A 21,069-nucleotide genomic window follows, 5' to 3' on the forward strand; every position below is an offset into this window, starting at 1 on the left:
TCTGGAAGTTATATCATATGGGAAAGATTATGTTATCGAAATAAATACTGTAACCTTGCACTAACTGCTGGATCATTATTGACAACATTCTTGCTGGGGGCAGGATGTTGTCAGTTTTTTTGTAATGCTAATGTTGGGTAGACAATGAAACCATGGCAAACTTAGCAAAATGAAAAAAGAAGCAGAAAACCAAAACGCATCTTCTCAATTCCTTAAAACGGATAGAGGGAAAACTAAATCGAATACGATTGAGGTGCCTTCAATTGCTTTACCTAAAGGAGGGGGAGCCATAAAAGGTATCGATGAGAAATTTTCTGTAAATGCAGTAAACGGTACCGCGGCTTTTTCTATTCCATTACCAATCTCTCCCGCTAGGGGTGCCTCACCACGATTGACTCTTTCTTACAATTCAGGAAGTGGAAACAGCATTTTCGGTTTGGGTTGGAATCTCAACTTATCGTCCATAAGACGTAAAACAGACAAGTGCCTGCCGCAATATTTAGATTCTATTGATTCTGATACATTTCTATTCTCTGAGGCGGAGGATTTGGTACCAGAGTATAAAAAAGAAGTGGATGGCAGCTTTAGCAAAGATGGTGATGGAAGTTACATTATTCACGAGAAAGATTCACCGGATGGTTTATCTGTAATTGGGTTTTACAGACCTCGAATCGAAGGTTTGTTCGCAAGAATTGAAAGATGGACAGAAAAGGGCAACGGCGCAATCAAATGGCGGGTCATCACTAAAGAAAATGTAACCACTCTCTTTGGCTGGTCTTCCAATTCCAGAATTGCCAATCCTAAAGATATGACCAAGGTTTTTGAGTGGTTGCCTGAATTTGTATTTGACGATAAAGGAAATTGCTCGCACTACATTTATAAAAAGGAGGATAACCAAGGGCTGGATCCTTCTTTATTGCACAATCGGAATCGTATTGATGGTGGGAGTATCACTTATGCTAACTTGTATTTGGAAAAAGTACTGTATGGTAACAAGACGCCGTATACGAAATTTGCTAATCCATTCCCACTCGAAGCCGATTACATGTTCCAAACAGTATTGGATTATGGCGAATACGATCTAAATGCGCCTTATCAAAAGATAAGGGCCTGGGATTATCGTAAAGATTCTTTCTCTGACTACAAGTCCGGGTTTGAAATTCGCACGACGAGGTTATGCAAAAGAGTTCTGCTTTTTCACTTTTTTGCTGAATTACCTGGTGGTTCCGCCTTAATAAAGTCTTTGAATATTGAATACGACACTGCGAGTCAGCAGGATTTCACATTCCTTAAAACCCTGGCCTCATTTGGTTACATAAAACAAGCAAATGGAACGTATACCAACAAGGGCCTGCCTCCGATGGAGTTCAAATACCAGAAGCACGACTGGAATCGAGAAGTTAAAGCCGTAACGAGTGACAATTTGGTAAATGCTCCCGCCGGCCTTCATGAAGCCGATTACCAATTCAATGACCTATTCAATGAAGGATTGTCAGGAATCTTATCAGAACAGGCGAATGGCTGGTTTTACAAGCACAATCTGGGAGAAGGCAGATTTGAACCAGCGAAATTGGTTACACCGAAACCTTCCTTCGCTGGTTTGGGAAAACAATTGCAGTTGCTTGACTTGGACGCGGATGGTGGCAAACAATTGGTAAGCTTTGAAAGCGAACCGCAAGGCTATTTCGAGTTAAATGACGAGGATGAATGGCCGGGATTTAAAATTTTTGAAAAACTTCCGAATATTAACCTTAAAGACGCGAACACCCGCATGCTGGATTTGAATGGCGATGGCAGACCAGATGTCTTGATCACCAAGGACAACGTGTTCAACTGGTACGAATCTTCTGGCCGAAAGGGATTTTCCCAGGGCTATAAAACCGTCAAGCCTTTCGATGAAGAAGTTGGCCCATCTGTTGTCTTTGCCGATGAAAAGCAGACCATATTCCTGGCTGATATGTCAGGCGACGGCATGACCGATATTGTTCGCATTCGGAATGGGGAGGTGTGCTACTGGCCGAACCAAGGCTTTGGGAAATTCGGGCGAAAAGTGGGTATGGACAATGCGCCTACATTTGATTACCCCGATGCATTCAATCCATCATTCTTACGCTTAGCCGATATTGACGGCTCTGGTACAACCGATATTGTCTATTTGGGGAATGATACATTTACCTGTTGGATGAATTTGAGTGGTAATGGGTTTAGCACCACGCCTTTTGAAATAGATACTTTTCCAGAGATCCACAATCAAGCTGCGATCACTGTAACTGATTTATTAGGCAATGGTGTTGCCTGTATCGTTTGGTCGAGCCCACTTTCAAAAGATACTTATGCGCCTTTGAAGTACATTGACCTGATGAATGGCAAGAAACCACATATCATGGTTTCTTACAAAAACAACCTGGGAAAAGAGGTTTCTTTAGAATATTCGCCCTCGACTAAATTTTACCTTGAAGACAAATTGGCAGGAAAGCCCTGGGTGACCAAATTGCATTTTCCGGTGCATTGTATTTCAAAGACGGAAACAAGGGATATTGTTTCAGGTTATCGATTCGTGACTTCCTACAAATATCATCACGGTTATTACGACCATGCCGAACGCGAATTCCGTGGCTTTGGCATGGTGGAACAAATCGACGCTGAACACTTTGAGCATTGGATAAAAGGTATCGCCAACAATATCGTTGACCGGGAATTGCATCAGCAACCGGTCCGCACTAAGAATTGGTTTCATACCGGTGCCTTTTTAGGCAGGGATAGAATACTCAACCAATTTGCACATGAATATTGGTATGAGGAGATGGCAAGGCAGGGTTTTGCCGTCGCAAATAACGAACAGCCATTGCCAGATGCGAGACTTATTGCCGCTGCAGGGATCGATACAGCAGTAATTGATCACTTAAGTGGAGAAGAATGGCAACAAGCCTTGCGCACATGTAAAAGTACGGCGCTGCGTTCCGAGGTCTTTGCCATGGATGCGCCATTGATCGGGGCTACTCCGGACCAGCGCAAACGGGAACTGACACCTTACTCTGTCACTACCCATAATTGTGTCATAGAATTAGTACAGCCGCGCGGACAGAACAAATATGCCGTTTTTGCTGTGAAGGAAAGCGAATCAATCACCTACAGCTATGAACGGAACACAGCAGATCCCCGCGTTTCCCATAATTTGAATATTAAATTGGATGAATACGGTAATGTGCTGGAATCAGTTGCCGTAGTCTATCCGCGCATGGTGATCGAACCAGCTTTGCCTCCCGAGACACAGCATGCGCAAGATCAGACTATCATCATTTACACACAAAATAAATTCACGAATGATGTCATGAATGATGATGAATTTCGTCTTCGCTTGCCTTCCGAAGTGAAAACTTTCGAACTGAAAGGCGTTTCCAAGACAGGTATTTTTTATGGTTTGTCAGATTTTGATAACATCCTTACATCTGCGGGCGATGCTTTCTACTATGAAGTGGATAAAAAACCTGCGCCGGGAACATCCCAGAAAAGACTTATTGAACATGTTCGTAGCATATTTTACGAGAATGACTTAACCGGAGCCTTGCCGCTGCATCAGTTGCATTCAAGAGCCTTGCCTTATGAAAACTATCAGTTGGCTTACACCCCAAATTTGATAACAGATATCTATGGCGCGAAGGTCAATGCTGCTTTGATGCTGGAAGGTAAATTTACTCACAGTGAAGGGGATAACAATTGGTGGATGCGATCCGGCACCATGCAGTTTATTACCAGCGCAGAAACTCTGGCCGATGCGCGAAATCGCTTCTTTATGCCCATCTCATACACCGACCCTTATGGGGCAGTGACCAAGGTAACATATTACAGCAATTACTTCTTGTTCATTGAAGAAACAGAAGATGCGATCGGCAATAAAGCCAGGGTTGATCGTTTTAATTTCCGCACGCTTTCGCCTCAACGGATGAAAGATGCGAATCACAATCTCTCCGAAGCGCTCGCAGACGAATTAGGCGTGGTCAAAGCCATGGCGGTTTTTGGGAAAGGCAACGAGGCGGATGATTTAGCTGGCTTAAACGAATTCACCCTTGCTGCAGAACAAGCTCAAATTACCACCTTTTTCAATTCCCCTGACTCTGTGCTGTTGACGAATCGCGCTAAAACGCTGTTACAACATGCCACTACACGCTTTGTGTATGATTTTGATGCCTTCCGAAACTCTGGAAAACCTGTCGTGATTTCTTCCATTACACGGGAGGAGCATTTTCAAAAAAATAATACCTCCCCTGTGCAAATTAGTTTTGAGTATAGCAACGGCTTGGGACAGGTGGTAATGAATAAGGTGCAGGCAGAGCCGGGGATTGCCAAACAGGTTTCTGTCAATCCGGATGATACGTATTCAGTGACAGAAGTCGATACGACCGCATTCATTCCCAAACAGTTACGCTGGATTGGAAATGGCAGAACAATACTCAACAACAAAGGAAATGCTGTAAAACAATACGAACCCTATTTCTCGGTAACGTATCAATATGAAGAGCTAAAGGAATTGGTCGAGTCAGGCGTTACACCGATACTTTATTACGATGCGATGGGGCGCTTGATAAAAACCGAAATGCCGGACGGCACATTTAGTAAAACGGTCTTCGACTCCTGGAAGCAAGCTATTTATGACCCCAACGATACTGTTTTAGAATCTTCCTGGTACACAAACCGCGCCAACCGCTTGATCGACGCCGAACTGATCGCTGAAGGCAAGGATCCGGGCAGGGAAAAATTGGCGGCCGACAAGGCCGCCAAACATGCGAATACTCCAAATGTGCTGAACTTTGACACTTTGGGAAGACCAGTATTGTCCATCGCCCACAACAAAAACATAACTACCGAGGCGGATGAGTTCTACCATACCAAAGTACATCTGGATGTTGAAAGCAATCTTCGCAGTGTAACTGATGCTCGAAGCAATGTGGTCATGCAATACAAATACGATATGTTGGGAAATAAAGTGTATCAGAGCAGCATGGATGCCGGGCAGCGATGGCTCCTGATTAATGTTCTTGGCAATCCATTGCGCACCTGGGACGAACGCAATCACGAGTTTCAATACTTTTATGACACTTTGCATCGTCCGACGCAAAGCAAGGTTGTAGGGGGGGATGGCGCTTCTTCACTTGACCATATTTTTGATCGAGCTTTTTACGGAGAATCTCAGCCTAATCCTGAACTGAAGAACCTGCGAGGCCAAATCTTTCGGCATTATGACACAGGTGGCTTGGTGGAGACCCCAGAATATAATTTTAAGGGACAGCCAAAATCAACGGCACGTAGATTGTTTAAGAAATATAAAGAAACTGCCAATTGGATTGATGCCAATTTATCCATAGATTTGGAAGCGGAAACATTTACTTTTATTACCGAGATGGATGCTTTGGGGCGGATAACCCAACAAATCGCTCCTGATGGCAGTATCATCACGCCTTCTTACAATGAAGCTGGGCTGCTGAACAGCGAAACCGTCGCTCACTTTAATCCAACTGTTACTAATACCTACATCAAAGATATTGATTACAACGAAAAAGGGCAACGTAGCAGGATTATTTATGGCAACAATGTTGTTACTCATTTCTATTACGACAAAGAAGCTTTCCGCCTTATTCAATTGGAAAGCAAACGGCAAAACAATGACCCATTGCAGGATTGGCATTACACTTTTGATCCTGTTGGAAACATCACCCATATAGAAGACAAGAATATTCCAGTTGTTTTTTTTGATAACCAAAAAATAACCGGCGTTTCCGCTTATTCCTACGATGCGCTTTATCGCTTGGTGGAGGCAACAGGCAGGGAAAACAATACTGCCTTGAGTTTTGGAAGTAAAGACAATTGGGATGATTCTGCCTTTATGCAAAATTTTAATCCAGGTGATCCGATGGCAATGAGAAACTATACTCAAAGCTATCAATATGATGATGTAGGGAATATTAAACGGATCCAACACCAAGCAGCAGGCAATAGCTGGACCCGCGATTACCACTACCAGGCCGCCAATAACCGTCTAATTAATACACAGGTTGGCACAGACATTTATATATACCCTCATCACCCTCAACATGGTTTTATGACTGCCATGCCGCATTTGGAAGATATAGGCTGGAACTTTAAAGAAGAACTCGTAAAAACTATCCAGCAGAGACGCGTTGATGGTGGCACTCCGGAAACAACTTATTACCAATATGATGGTCAGGGTCAACGCATCAGAAAGATAACCGATAATACTGCTAACGCCGGCAATACACCAACCAAAAAAGAAGAACAGATTTATGTAGCTGGTTACGAACTTTACAAAAGACACAGCGGCGCAAATGCTGGCATAGAACGAACCAGCCTAAGCCTGATGGACAAAGAATACCGCTTTGTGATGATCGAAACCCGCAATGATATCGATGATGGTACAGAAAAACGCCTTATGCGTTACCAACTTCATAACCACCTTGGCTCTGCGAGTTTGGAGTTAGACGGCAGCAATAATGCAAAGGTGATCAGTTACGAAGAATACCAGCCTTATGGTATGGCTGCCTATCAGGCAAAAAGTACGGCAATAAGATCTGCGGCTAAGCGCTACCGATACACCGGCATGGAACGGGATGAAGAGAGTGGATTGGAATATCATAGCGCAAGATATTATTTGTCCTGGTTAGGAAGGTGGATAAGTGCTGATCCGATAGGAATTGGGGATGGCGTGAATGTCTATTGCTATGTAAATAATAACCCCATAGAGAGAGTAGATTTAGACGGCAAAGAAACACACATACTTAGCGCTGCAGAGATGGGGCAATACAGCTCTGCAGGGCAAGCATTTATAAGAAGAGTAGATCAATGGTTAAGCCCTCAAATAGATAGATTGACAACCCAAGTTGCCAGCGATCGTACGCGAGTTGCTAGCTTACAAAGAACTATTACTGCAAGACAAACAAGTATAGCAGGCCATGATAGGGATATCGCCCAAGCAAGAAGTCAAATACAAACTTTGCAAGGGCGACATGCATCACGCAGCCAAATAAGTCAGCTACAAAGTAGATTGCAAACTTTACGCAATGAAAGAGTTGCGTTGAATACTCAACTTCAAACAGCAAGTGCAACTTTGAGGACTACTCAAGCACACTTGACCAGAATAAGCGGAACTTTATCACGATTAACAGACTTAAGAACTGACTTTCGTGCTGCATTGGTTAGTGGGATAAGGCACGGAACGGACTCCTTGATTTTGGCTAATGTGATTTTTAACGAAGCTGGAACACAAAATAGAAATGCAAAGCTTGCTGTAGCGTATGCTTATATGAATCGATATGGCGGTGTATCAACACCTAGTGGGGCTGCAATTAGTAGTTTTACCAGTTTGAGAGCAAGATTTGATGCATTAAGGAATGATTCAGACCGAATGTCGTTTGTAAGAAGTATGGTAGAACCTCTTGAGGTAGCTGCTCAAAGATTAAATGATACACATGCAGCGGCTAATGATCCAACAAGTGGTGCTACTCATTGGGTAAGTCCAATCAGTTTACCATCTTTCGATCCTACAAATCCAAGACATGTAAGGGATAGATATAGCAGAACAGAAGGGACAGCAATCAATCGTGGTTTCCCTAATTGGGCAAGGTCTAATACGGATCCACAAGTGCCAATCATGATTAGAGCGAATCAATTGGATGCAAATTATAGAGAAATTGCTGTGGCTGGAGTGAGTAGAGAAAGCTTCTTGTTTTACAGAGGTGTGCGTTAAATGGATGAGCTTGTATTTCGTGTCAAAGATTTACAGTATGGCGCTCGCTGGGTGGTATTGCTTAGAGTGACTTAGGAAAATATTTACACGGGATGATTCTATTCAACAAAATTAAATAAAAGAAATAGCGAGGAAGAAAAATCATGGAAAGTAAATCGAAAATAAAAACGTAAACTTCATTCTCGGACCTCTATTTGGCAGATTGAGTTAACTTCTGCTACACAAATATAACTAAAATTTGTCGACTTAAGTTGTGTGAAGAGGGATGAATATTGAAACAGATTGTTAATCGGTAATGCTAAACAAAAGAGTAACGGTATAAAATCCACAAGGAGAATCGTCATGACACAGAAAATCAACAATCAAAAACCAAATCTTGTTCTCGGGCGTGTGTCTGACAAGTTGAATCGTCCTCTGGTAAATCTCATCGTGCAGGCTTATGACAGAGATATACGCAGTGAGGAACTGTTGGGGGAAGATATCACCAACAGAGAAGGTAAATACGAAATTACCTGGTTGCACAGCCAGCTTAGCGGGCGAGGTAGAAAAGAAGCTGATCTCGTCATGAAAGTGTTCACCCAAGAGAAGAAAACGTTGTTATTTACTACCGACATGGATGGAGTCCGCTTTAATGCTTCGCCCAGGGAAGAAATCAATATCACTATAAAACAGGCCATCAAGCCGGAAGTAGCGGAATACGATTACTTACTTAGGGAGGTCGGCTTTTTGGCTGGAAAAGTTGCCATTAATGACCTGCAAGAGAGTGAAGAACACAGAGACATTACCTTCCTCTCCAAAGAAATGGAAATACCAGCAGAAAAAATTGAACACCTGGTCGTGGCGCACCGCCTGGGTTCAGAATCAAATATTGATGCCGCCTTTTTTTACGCATTGCTCCGTGAAAACACTTTACTCAAAAACGATTTGGCCAAATCTTTTCATGCACGATTGGCTATTGACATCAATACTGAAATCCTACCTTTACTCTATGATGCAACGTTGGCAGATCCCAAGGTGGTGAAGCAGGATATAGAAGCTGCGGTGAAGAAGTTGACAGTTCCCGCAAGGCTGGCCAAGGAATTGAAGAGAAACCTGGAACAGCTTGAGCAGTACAAACAAAAGGCCAAAGAACACTATAAGAATGAGCATCCCCGAAAGGTGCTGAAGATTCTGAGCCGTTTTGTAATGGAAGAAAAACTCACGGAGATAGGTAAACTTTTTGAGGAGAACAAAAACGACCTCAATACCTTTCTTCAAAAAATCACAGCGGCTTCTTTCTTCAAAACCGATGAAAAAGCAAATGATGGCAAAACATCGCTCGCCTTGGGAGAGGTATTGGGCTTTGATGAGGAAATTATTTCCCATGTGAAAGAAGTGCAAAATATCAAGAAGCCGGAAGAAGTAAGAAAATTGGCAGCACTGAACAAGGCTGCCTGGAAAGATGTACTTACGAAATCAGCAGATAAAATAACCCTGGCTGGCAAACCTATGGACAAAAAACTCATAGAGTTGCACGCATCTTCATTAGCCCGCAAACTCGAAAAAGAATTTCCAACGGTGGCTTTTGCCGCCCAATTGGGAAGAGAAAAAAAGGCTCCATTGAAAAATCAGAAGGAGCTCGCGGAATTTTTCGCAAAACACGAAGATTTTGATCTGCAACACAGCAATATTGATCTTTTCCTCAAAGAGAAAAAAATGGCGACGGAGAAAAACGCAGCTATGCGCGAAGAGTTGAAGTCGGTGCAGCGGGTATTCAAACTGGTGCCGCATTACGGAAAAACAAATGCGCTTTTAGGTCAAAAAATTCATTCGGCCCAAAGTGTTGTTGCAGTTGGCGAAACGCGCTTCGTGAAGGAAATTGCGCCGAAAGCGGGCATAAAAGTGGAGGAAGCCAGGGAAATTTTCCGCAGGGCAGAACGTACTACCACTGCCACCATGCTGATCGTCGGCGAATTGCAAGATACCATGCGGGCGATGGATATCAACGCCATAGAAACATCCTCGCTGGCAATGAAATTGGAAGCGGTTAGTAAAGATTTTCCCAACCTGAAATCTTTGTTTAAGCTTACGGATGTATGTGCCTGTGAGCATTGTCTCTCGGTGTACAGTCCCGCAGCGTATCTGGTGGAGATTTTGCAGTTCCTCGATAAACGAAGCGTAACCGACCTGACAACGGTTCCTCCAACAACTGCCCATTTGGCAAAAGATATCCTGTTCGAACGCAGACCGGATTTGGGTGACATTGACCTGGGCTGCGAAAATGCCAATACCCCCGTGCCGTATATTGATTTAGTATGTGAACTGTTGGAAGAAGCGGTAGCGCCCGATGCTGGCATTGCTTATTCCGGGGTTCTCTCCGGTGGAGCTGACCCCTTGGTGGGTAAAGTTTCAAATGATTTGCTTACCGCCTTACAGGCGGCTGGTATGCCGATCACCAGTCAAGCACAGATATTCGCAACAGAAGTATCGTCTGGCTCCTCAGACACCCTTCCGCATTATTTAAGAGACAAGAAAGCGGTGTGCAAGATCGTCCACACAATAGGCAACAACTATAACGTATTCCGACTTAGGCAAACACTTTCCACTGAGGAAGAATTGGCGGCAGCGCCCGAATATGTCAACGCCAGTGCTTACACTGAGCTGAGTAGCAAATCGTATGCATTCAAGCTGCCCTTCGATCTAAACCATATCGAAGCCAAAGCCTATTTCGATAGGTTTGATATTTCCCGGGCGAAACTCATTAAAGACTTTCAGTCAGCAGGTATTCCTGCGGACGCTTCGATAGCAGTAGAGGATTTAGGATTGACCGATGCCGAAAGAATATTAATCGTTACACCCGATGCTAATCACCAGCAGAAATACTGGAATACAACCAGTGTAAGTGCCTCTGATGAAATGAAAATAGTGGAAACTTTTCTGACCAAAACAGAATTAACCTATCAAGAACTTGAAATACTACTTTCCTTGAAATTCATCGATCCTGCCGGTAACCTTTTTATCAAGCGCAATGACATATCATCCTGCGACACCGAACAGATGGAAATTGCCAACCTGAATGATGCGACATTGGATCGCATTCATCGTTTCCTGCGTATGCAAAAGAAAACAGGCTGGAAGTTTGAGCTGTTGGATGAGATCATTTCCCAAAATAAATTGGGCAATGGAAAACTTGATACTGCTGACGATAATGGAAATGGCATCAACAATGGGGATGAATGCCTGATCAAAGCCGCTGACCTGGTAGCTCTTTCCAAAGAAACAAGCATCAAGTTGATTGAGCTGACCGGTTTTTATGGTGATATCCCACATAAGATCATCAAAGAAGATACACCAAAACCTCTCTACCAGAACATATTCCTGAATAAAGCCCAAAACGGTTTTGTGGACGATGCCTTACAGCCCGAAAAAGTGGACGGCTCGCAGCTCTTAAGCAGTGTGCTGAACAGCCTTTCTGTGTGTTTGCAAATATCTGAAAGCGATCTGGGCAAGCTATTGTCTCTGCTGTCGGATGGAAATTTAACGTTTGCCAACCTTAGTTACTTGTTTGCCGCATCTCGCTTGATGCGCAAATTGAATCTGAAAATAGATGACTTCATCACTTTGGTGAAACTTACCGGTATTAATATTCAGGAATCCCCTGCGCAAACCCTGAAATTCGTCGAGGCTGTCAAGGATTCTCAGAAGCTCCCGCTCAAACCCGTCGATATCAAATTTATGCTTCGCCACGAAGCTGATAATCTGGGTGATCGGGGAATTAAAGATGATAAGATCAAACAACTTTTGGAGAAACTGCAAGCCGATTATCAAAAGGCGTTCATGGCTAATAAATCGCCATTTAATTCCAACTTAACAGCTGATGAACAAAAAGAAACGCTTCAAAGCATGCTTTCAAAACTTGCTGGGGTTAGTGAATCAGATGTAAAAACAATGGTTAAGTTTATTGACGGGGACTGGCTATCTGCCAATAATGCCAAGACATTTGTTGATGACAAATTGGGTAACTTGCTCAACACTCTATCAATAAAAAATTCAATTGACGAATTAGATAATGACCTACCCTCAAAGACTCTCCACATTTCAAATCATGAAGTTGCCTTGCTCGCAAAAAGAAATGCTGAAGAAGCGATTGCAGCCGCAACTAACCCTGCCGAAATAGCAGCAGCTCAAGCGCAATTAGCAGCGGCAGATGCGCAAATATTAATAACTTTGCCCAAATTTAATATCGTTACAGGCAAAAACCTTGTTAGGGCCTTTCTTGATGGCATATCCAATTATCAATCTCACTTAGAAAAGCATACAATCTTGCGACAGATTACCTCAACGAGTTTCAAATCGGAATTGGATGTTTCAACAACTGTTTTAAAGTTTGCCAAATTAAAGCTACCTCCACCCGGAACCAATCTGCTCAGTGATTTGTTGCTTTCAGATACATTGATCGACACTTTAAATGAGCTCCCGATTTTGCCGGCCATTAGTGAAATTTCTTTCCCAGAACAATATAAGACTTTGCGATTGCTACATAAGTTATTACCATTAATCAATTCATTCAAGTTGGAAAATCGAGAAATTGAATGGTATTTTGAGCATAATTCAGATCTGAATTGGTTTTTATGGGACGAGATTCCATATCAGGCAGGTCAAACTTCTGTGGATTATGGTCGATTCGTTGCATTTGTAGAAATGCTTGCTTTGGCCAAACAGCTGACCCCAGTCCCCAGCCCGGCAGATGCGGAAAACCCAATTACTTTCTTGTCGTTGGCTGAAATGCTGTTACCGGGAAGTACGGCAACAAGAGATGAGTTTATCGAGAAATTCTCGCTGCTGACTGGTTATGCTAAAGAAGATGTGGATGCTGTCGACACGCATCTATTCGCTGTTTGGAGCCTGAACAATTACCGTACCCCGAAAACATGGAAGTCGATTGAGAAATGTATGGCCCATTTAAGAAAATTAGGTAGCACGGTTGCACAAGTAAAAGAGTTTATCCAACCAATTTTGACGAGTACGGACGCAAACAAATTGAGAATGGCGTTAAAGGCTCGATACGGTGAGGATACCTGGTTGGGGACCTTGAAAGAAATTATGGATGCCATTCGTCCACAAAAGAGAAATGCGCTCGTGGCTTACCTATTAGCTGTCAATCCTGAAATGAAGGATGACAATGATTTGTATGATTATTTCCTGGTCGATGTGGAAATGGAGGCGTGTATGCCTTCGTCCCGGATTGTACAGGCACATGGAACCATTCAGTTATTTGTCCAACGTTGTTTAATGGGATTGGAGTCAAAAGCTGCAGCCGATGTAAATAATGACAAAAGCTGGGAACAATGGAAGTGGATGAAGAACTACAGGGTATGGGAAGCCAACCGCAAAGTATTCCTTTATCCGGAGAACTGGATCGAAGCCGAATTAAGGAATGATAAATCCTTCCTTTTTACTGAGCTGGAAAATGAACTACTCCAAAATGAACTGACTGAAATTACAGCGGAAGAAGCTTTGATTAAATATCTGGAGAAGTTGGACAATATTGCTTTCCTGGAAGTAATGGCCACCTGGTATCAATCAGATATCAAGACCATGCATGTGTTTGCCCGGACTAAAGGAGGCGACCCTGCTATTTACTACTACAGACGATTTGAACAGGAACGCTACTGGACGCCTTGGGAAAAAGTGGAACTAGATATTGCTGGAAACCACCTGCTGGCATTTGTCCGTAACAATCGCTTGAGTCTGGCTTGGCCTGTGTTCAGTGAGGAGCCTGACCCAAATCAGGGAGCAACCCTTCCAGATCAAAGTAATTCAAGTGAACAACCAGTGGACAAGCCAAGAAAAAAATTAAAAATACAATTGGCTATAAGTGAATTTGCCAATAAGAAATGGCAGCCGAAGAAGATATCTAAAGATGCAATTAAAACACCTCCCGATATAGATCCTTATACAGATCAGGATATACCAAGAGAGAATTTGAAATTCTTCTATAATGAGTGGGCGGAACAGGTCGTCCTATTTAATGAAGGGGGATTGGCTGGCGCGTTTGACTTGACTGGCTGTAAAGGCTATCCAGAGTTGGCGCTCGCGAAACCGTTTACTCTGGACTTCATTCCCAAGTTCCGCGATACGAATTTGAGTGATCAACGATACAAGGAGCTCGATAAGGATAAGACCAATGATCTGACTGCTTTAAATGTACACTCGATCTTAACAAACAAAATTGATGAAATCTTGCATCAGACCCCGGGAATCTTCAGGTTAACCTATCCCCATCAACTGACCATGATTGACCTGGTAGCATTGCTCTTGGAATATTTGCTGATGTTTGCTTATGGAGGTACCAGTGACAACCTTGCTGGTATGAGAGGACGCTATCTGAAACTTCCTTTGGGAACCCTGCTTCCCTATTTCGAAGAGGACAGTCGTCATGCCTATGTGATTATTCCGGGCTTTTATGAAGACAAAAAAAAGGGAGAAAGTGGGGATGCGGTTTTTGTAAGTAGAACGGGTTCAAATGCCTTACAATTGATTGAAGACGTCGTCGCTTTGTTCAAAAAATATATGGCGAAATATGCAGCAAATCCCGGGCAAGACATTAATGCCTTGCAGCAGGAACTGATTGCAGACAATGAATATCAGCGAATCATCGCCGAGCTAAAAGTGTACAGGAGCTTAAGTTATGGCGAGCAGTTCAAAAGCATGTATCATCCGTTGGTTTGCGAGCTACGAACCACGCTTTACAAAGAAGGTATAGCGGAATTGATGAAGCGGGATACGCAATTGCAGAAGTCCCAATTTGATTTCGAAAAGTATTACGATCCGAATACAGATATTGTCCCCAAGACATACCTTGTCAGAGGCACCGCTGCAGACACATTTTCCTATCCGATTGAGGATCTGGATTTCAGCAGCGATGGAAGCTATAGTGAATATAACTGGGAATTATTCTTCCATGTGCCGTTTTTGTTGGCAACGAGGCTCACCAAGAACCAACGCTTTGAAGAAGCCATGACATGGTTTCATTACATGTTCAATCCTACCGGAGCCTTGGAAGGCACAATACCACAAAAATATTGGGTCACCAAACCATTCTATCTGACTCAGAGTAGCGACTATATCAATCAACGAATTGATACACTCCTGTACAAGATAGCCGACCCGAACACTCCTGAAAGGGCAGACCTTGAATTTGCCATTGATCAATGGAGAAACAAACCATTCAAGCCGCATGTAGTAGCCCGATTCCGACCAGTGGCCTACCAAAAAGCCTTGTTGATGAAGTACATTGACAACCTCACGGAATGGGGCGATTATTTATTCCGACAGGACACGATGGAGTCGATTGTTCAGGCCACTCAGATGTATATTTTGGCCGATAAATTACTTGGGCCCAAGCCAAGGATTATCCCACCAGCAATTAAGGCTCCTTATGAAACGTACAACCAAATAGAGGGCAGATTAGATGCTTTTGGCAATGCCTTGATTGATCTGGAAAACATTTTGCCCGACCTTTCTGCCTTGCCGGAAGGCGGCGCTGAATTGCCGCCAGCGCCGATCACACTATCCATGCTATATTTCTGCATTCCGCAAAATGATAAGATGCTGGAATACTGGGATCGTATTGCTGACCGCTTGTTCAAGATCCGCCATTGCCAGAATATTGATGGTGTGGAACGAAGCCTGGCATTGTTCGCACCGCCTATTGATCCGGGCATGTTGGTTCGCGCTGCGGCAGCTGGCTTGGATATTTCTTCAGTTCTGGCTGGCATTAATGCACCCGCTCCATATTATCGTTTCAATGTGTTATCTCAAAAGGCAACCGAATTGGTTCAGGAAGTACGAGGTCTAGGTTCTTCACTCTTGCAGGCCTTAGAGAAAAAAGACGCTGAAGCACTCTCTTTGTTGAGAAGTGATTTGGAAATAAAAGTCTTGAACGCTGTTAAGGATATGAAAATAATTCAAGTCAACGAGGCGAAGGAGCAAATTGAAGTTTTGAAAAGAACGAAGAAAGTTACTGAAGAAAGGAATATTTACTATTCAAACATCCAAAAAATAATTTCTAATGAACAATTGAATTTAGATAAATTGAGCGAATCGAAGGATTGGCAGTTAGCTGCCAACATCACATATACACTTGGGGCAGGGTTGGCGCTTATTCCGGATTTTGCATTGGGGGCGTCGGGATTTGGCGGCTCTCCACACGGCGCCGCAAAGTTTGGAGGCAGTCTTTTGGCACATAGCACGGATGCAATTGGTAAAGGGCTTGGGATTTTTAGCGCAATAGCTTCTTTTGAAGCAAATCGTGCTTCTATCCTTGGCGGTTATGATAGACGATTTACTGATTGGAAACTTCAAGAGCGATTAGCTAAGAAAGAGCTTGACTCTATAGAAAAACAAATAACAGCAGCAGAAATACGAAAAGAAATTGCAGAAACTGATTTAAAAAATCATGAATTGCAAATTGAGAATGCTAAAAAGACCGATGAATTTATGCGATCTAAGTTTACAAATAAGGAATTATACGATTGGATGATCGGGCAAATCAGCTCTGTATATTTCAGAGCTTATCAATTGGCGCATGATTTTGCCAAAAAGGCTGAGCGAAGCTATCGCTTTGAGTTGGGAAACGACGATACATTAATCTCTTACGGCTATTGGGATAGCTTGAAGAAAGGCTTGCAAAGCGCCGACCACCTCATCCATGATATTAAACGCATGGAGACTAGTTATCTTGATAAGAATAAGCGTGAATATGAATTAACCAAACACGTTTCGCTGGCGATGTTAGATCCATTGGCGCTAGTAAAGCTTCGTGCAACCGGGAGCTGTGATTTCGACGTTCCTGAGGCCTTTTTTGACCTCGACCATGCTGGTCAGTATTTCAGGAGAACCAAATCGGTCAGCCTCAGTTTGCCATGTATCGCCGGACCATATACTTCTGTGAGCGCAAAATTATCCCTCGTGAGGAATAAATACAGAAAGAATTCAAATCCTGATAACCTTGCAATGACAGGATATGCCGAAGATCCAGGTAATGATGAACGCTTCGTTTATAACGTAGGAGCAATTCAATCCATTGCTGCCAGCAATGCACAAAACGATAGTGGAGTATTTGAATTGAATTTCCGCGATGAACGTTACCTGCCATTTGAAGGCACCGGAGCCATTAGCAGCTGGAGATTAGAGCTTCCCAAGAAGGAGTTAAGTCAATTTGACTACGAGACAATCTCGGATGTGATCGTCCACATTAAATATACCGCTCGAGAAGGAGGTTCAACGATAAAAGGTTTAGCGGAAACCGCCTTAAAAGATCGCTTGGCCGAAATTAAGCAACAACTTAGTCAGACCGGACTGCATGTGGCTATTAACATGAAACATGATCTGCCTAACGAATGGCATTTGCTCAAACAGAACGGAACCATTGATTTGAAGATTGATAAATCAAGGTTGCCATATATGGCCCAAACGATGGCTGCTGCTATTGAAAATGTTTTATTAATCGCAAAGGTGAAAAATAATCCCTCCAATTATTCGGTGAACATTGATGGTGGTAGCGTCATCCTTGCGAGGATAGACGATTGGAAATTATGCCGTGGGAACAATGTAGGTATTTCCTTGGACACTTCCTTTCAGCTATCGATCGCTCCAGCACAACCAGGTGATTTGGAAGATTTCATGATGGTTGTGAAGTATAGCTTTTAATGGAATTGGGTAGTTTTTGGATTTGTATGAGAGTGTCAAATATCATGGGCTAATAAAGTCCATAACATGTGCGGCATAATTTGGAAAGTGTTGCTTATGAAGTTGCCTGCTGTTGAAGGCAAAAATAAATAAACGTAGTGCGCATTCAAGTGCGTAAGGACACCGAGAAAAACAACGTGATTTGCGAGCGAGGCGAGCCAGATAATGACGGAGTTCGGCGTTATCGGCTTCGACAGAATACGTATCGGCCTGCCCTTTGAAATTTCGTATCTGCCATAGTGATACCAAAGCCATTGGTAGGCATCAAACTGATCTTGTTCCGTTTTAGTGGACAGGATTAATGTCCTGATTTTCGTTCAAACTCAGCCGGGCTCAAGTAGTCCAGCGAGGAATGAAGGCGTTGGCGATTGTACCAAGCTTCAATGAATTCAAAGATGGCGGTACGCGCCTGAGCGCGAGTGGCAAATGGTTGAGTGGCACATTCGGATTTCAGGGTTCCAAAAAAGCTTTCCATGACTGCGTTGTCATAACAGTTGCCAACCCGGCTCATACTGACCTGGCATAGAGAGGTCGATAAGCGGCTTTGATAGGCGATACTGGTATATTGACGACCTTGGTCCGAGTGATGAAGCAGACCGGCATCGGGCTGACGTTGCAACAAAGCCATCTTCAGAGCGTCTTCCACCAGGGAAGTTTCCATGTGGTCCGCCATTGCCCAGCCCACCACCTTGCGGGAAAACAGATCTAAAATGGACGCCAGATACAACCAGCCTTCCGCCGTCTCAATGTAGGTAATATCGCTAACCCATTTCTGGTTGGGAGCCTAAGCTAATGGAGAAAGTAAGTAGAAGTCGTACAATAGGGCAATGGCAAAGCGGAAATTCAAACAAACGGAAGCAGAACAGAAAGAACTGCAAAAAGCATACCAGGGATGTAAAGATGCGGCGACACGTACTCGTTACCAAGCAGTTCGTTTATATGGAGAAGGCTACGCAGAGCAAGAAATCGAGCAGATCACTGGCTGTAGCCGAACCAGTTTGATGGAATGGCGTCGAGCATACCGAGTAGATCATTCCCAAGGACTGGTTGATCACCGAACTGGTGGCAATAGTGCCAAACTGAGCAAATTAGAGATCGAAGAATTGCAACAGAAATTGCATCAATACACGCCCAAGGATTTGTTCGGGACAAGTGCCAACACAGCGGATGGTCAATTTTGGACAGTGGAAGATCTGACGCATGTGGTTCGAGAACGGTACGGTGTTGAATACAAGAGCCGCACCTCCTATATCAACCTCTTGAGCCTGTGTGGCTTTAGTTACCAGAAGACCGAGAAGATTTTCAAGTCTCGTAGTCAGGCCAAGGTGGCTGATTTTGAAGAGCAACTCGAAAAAAACTGATAGATGTGGCTCAAGATTCGCCAAATACTGTTTTCCTGGCTGGAGATGAAGCCGGACTATATCTACAAGCCACTACCTGCCATGTTTGGTCTCCAATTGTGCGAGCCGATCCAGGACGAGCCAAAACGAATTTCTATGGAGCTTTGAATTTACACAGCGGACAGGAAGTTGCCATGCGTTCCGATCTGATGAATGCTGAAATATCGGCACAGTATTTAGAGATGATTCTGGAAACAAATCCTGAGGTGCCCATTATCTTGCTTTGGGATCGGGCACCCTGGCATCGTGGTAAACCCATTGATAAGGTGTTGGAGAAACATCCTCGTTTGGAGATCATTTTCTTTCCAACCGCCAGTCCAGATTTGAATCCACAAGAACATGTTTGGAAAGCTGTTCGCAAACAGGTCAGCCACAATCATTTGGAAGCACGGCTCCCTGAATTAGCTGATCGTTTCTTGAACCACTTGAATTCGACTGCTTTCAAAAGCTCCTTTCTAGTACGCTACAGCTTTACCGCGATTTGTCCGATGTTTAATTGATTTGTCCATAAGAAATCCTGGTTCAGCAGATTGGGGGCTGGAATAGCCTTCCCATCTCGTTGGGTAGTCACGGGATGGTGTTGCCGTCGTTTTTGACCTGTCAGTTTGTGCAGACGCATGAGACGTGCCACACGCTTTCTCCCGCACGGCACGCCTTGCTTATGCAAAGCCGCATGGATCCGCGGGCTGCCATAGGTTCCTCGACTGATCCGGTACTCTTCCCGGATCTTCACCAGCAGACCTTCATCCACCTCGGCGCGCAGGCTGGCTGGACGCGATCGCCAGGCATAATAGCCACTCCGTCCGACTCCCAATACTCGACACATGCGCTCGACCCGAAATTGCCCAGCGTGGACAGCCATGAATTGGTAAATCATGGATTTCTCCGTGAGAAGATGTTGACCGCTTTTTTTAGGATGTCGCGTTCCTCCTCGGTTTCAGCCAACTCCCGTCGCAAACGCTTGATCTCTGCTTTGGCTGCCTCCAAATCGCTGGGCTCCAGGTACACGGCTTGCCGCCCCTTTCTCACGGCCTGATACCGAGCTCGCCATTTCACCAGCATGCCCGGTGTGATCCCCAACTCACGCTCGATTTGCCCGGCACTTTTCTCACCCTTCTGCAACAACCCCAACGCTTCCAACTTGAATGCTTCCGGATACTTGCGATAGTTCTTCTTGTCCATCATGGCTCTCCTGTTTTAGCGTACTCTTTTCCAGACATTTTTTGTGTCCACTAAAACGGGGGAAGATCATGGATTGAAACTCTTTGAAGGAAGCAGGGTCGAGGCCGTGTTTTGTCGCTCCCTTCATTGGGAGCGTGGATTGAAACGTGGAAAGTCTGGAAATGATTATTGCTATACATCTGTCGCTCCCTTCATTGGAGGAGTTTGAGTCGTTGCTGATGCAAGCCTTCGACAACCAATGGTAGACTACGGACGGTGGGGGGAATTGCCATCCCCATATTTATCCAGGAACCTATTTACAACATGATTGATCGCACGTGTGCTCATTTTTGCATACGGCGTACTGCGCCCTTGCGTCCAATGGAGAGATATCAGGTATGCTGTGTCAGATACCCGATAAGATTTACGGATGGTAGTCCATTGTCGGAAAGCAAAATTATCATCCTTGCTTATTGGAATGACCCTTAATTCCCGCTTCGACCAAGTAATCACCCCATTGATAACATCAATATCATCAGTCTGCAGTTCCACAATTACTGCGGGCGTTAAATTGTATCTATACCGTAATGGGAGGATCACCCGATTCCGAATATGTTTGTGGTTATCGCCGGGAGCACGCGCAAGCAAACTATCCACATTCAAGGAATTTCGCACCTTAGGAGATTTTGATTTGGGCTCACTCGATATTTGCTGTAAAATCTTCTCGAAAGCATTATCTATAGCTGGCCCATCAACTAACAAGCCTAGTCCCAAGAACTTGTAATAACGACGGAGACCGCGAAATTTTTTAGTCATTGTCGATGCGGCTAAATCTCGTTCCTGCAATTGGAATAGTTTGAGCGAATATGTCTTACGTGCCATGAGGTCAACTCCTTGGATTGAATTCCGAGTATCACGCGGTTGATTTCCGAGTACGCAATAATCGAATATTTTTCAACCCAACGAGCCGGCAAACCGTGAGGTCTGCCAACCCATGGACATTTTGTATTTGGCTCA

General features: G+C 43.9%; 7 protein-coding genes and 1 pseudogene. 4 read left to right on the top strand and 4 right to left on the bottom strand.

What is annotated here, in order from left to right; genetic code table 11:
- Positions 1 to 169: 169 nt before the first annotated feature.
- Together AC14M5_RS06045 and AC14M5_RS06050 are read left to right on the top strand one after the other, a co-directional pair.
- A complete protein-coding gene (locus AC14M5_RS06045) occupies positions 170 to 7,759 on the top strand; it encodes a SpvB/TcaC N-terminal domain-containing protein (protein WP_484028742.1) in 7,590 nt (2,529 codons plus the stop codon).
- A gap of 342 nt (positions 7,760 to 8,101) precedes the next feature.
- Complete coding sequence (locus tag AC14M5_RS06050; RefSeq protein WP_484028743.1) at positions 8,102 to 17,452, top strand: Tc toxin subunit A-related protein; 9,351 nt, start codon at positions 8,102 to 8,104, stop codon at positions 17,450 to 17,452.
- A gap of 337 nt (positions 17,453 to 17,789) precedes the next feature.
- Here the strand turns inward: AC14M5_RS06050 and AC14M5_RS06055 are convergent.
- Positions 17,790 to 18,272, bottom strand: a pseudogene (locus AC14M5_RS06055) (IS3 family transposase); the annotation flags it as partial.
- A 46-nt stretch (positions 18,273 to 18,318) separates the two neighbouring features.
- Between AC14M5_RS06055 and AC14M5_RS06060 the strand changes: the two are divergent.
- A complete protein-coding gene (locus AC14M5_RS06060; RefSeq protein WP_484028744.1) occupies positions 18,319 to 18,852 on the top strand; it encodes a helix-turn-helix domain-containing protein in 534 nt (177 codons plus the stop codon).
- Between the two features lie 5 nt (positions 18,853 to 18,857).
- Entirely contained in the window at positions 18,858 to 19,391 is a 534-nt protein-coding gene (locus tag AC14M5_RS06065) for an IS630 family transposase (RefSeq protein ID WP_484028745.1), read from the top strand.
- On the opposite strand, the gene AC14M5_RS06070 is transcribed toward AC14M5_RS06065, so the two are convergent.
- From AC14M5_RS06070 to AC14M5_RS06080, 3 genes are all read right to left on the bottom strand, one after another.
- The gene (locus AC14M5_RS06070; protein WP_484028746.1) at positions 19,355 to 19,768 is read right to left on the bottom strand and encodes an IS3 family transposase; all 414 of its coding nucleotides are present in this window, start codon (positions 19,766 to 19,768) and stop codon (positions 19,355 to 19,357) included. The two genes, AC14M5_RS06065 and AC14M5_RS06070, sit on opposite strands and share 37 nt — an antisense overlap.
- Complete coding sequence (locus AC14M5_RS06075) at positions 19,765 to 20,076, bottom strand: transposase (protein WP_484028747.1); 312 nt, start codon at positions 20,074 to 20,076, stop codon at positions 19,765 to 19,767. Before AC14M5_RS06075 ends, AC14M5_RS06070 begins: the two co-directional genes overlap by 4 nt.
- Before the next feature lie 243 nt (positions 20,077 to 20,319).
- Positions 20,320 to 20,934: a hypothetical protein gene (locus tag AC14M5_RS06080; protein WP_484028748.1), complete on the bottom strand. Its 615-nt coding sequence runs from the start codon at positions 20,932 to 20,934 to the stop codon at positions 20,320 to 20,322.
- Between the last annotated feature and the right edge of the window lie 135 nt (positions 20,935 to 21,069).

The sequence above is a fragment of the Candidatus Villigracilis sp. genome, assembly GCF_057083605.1.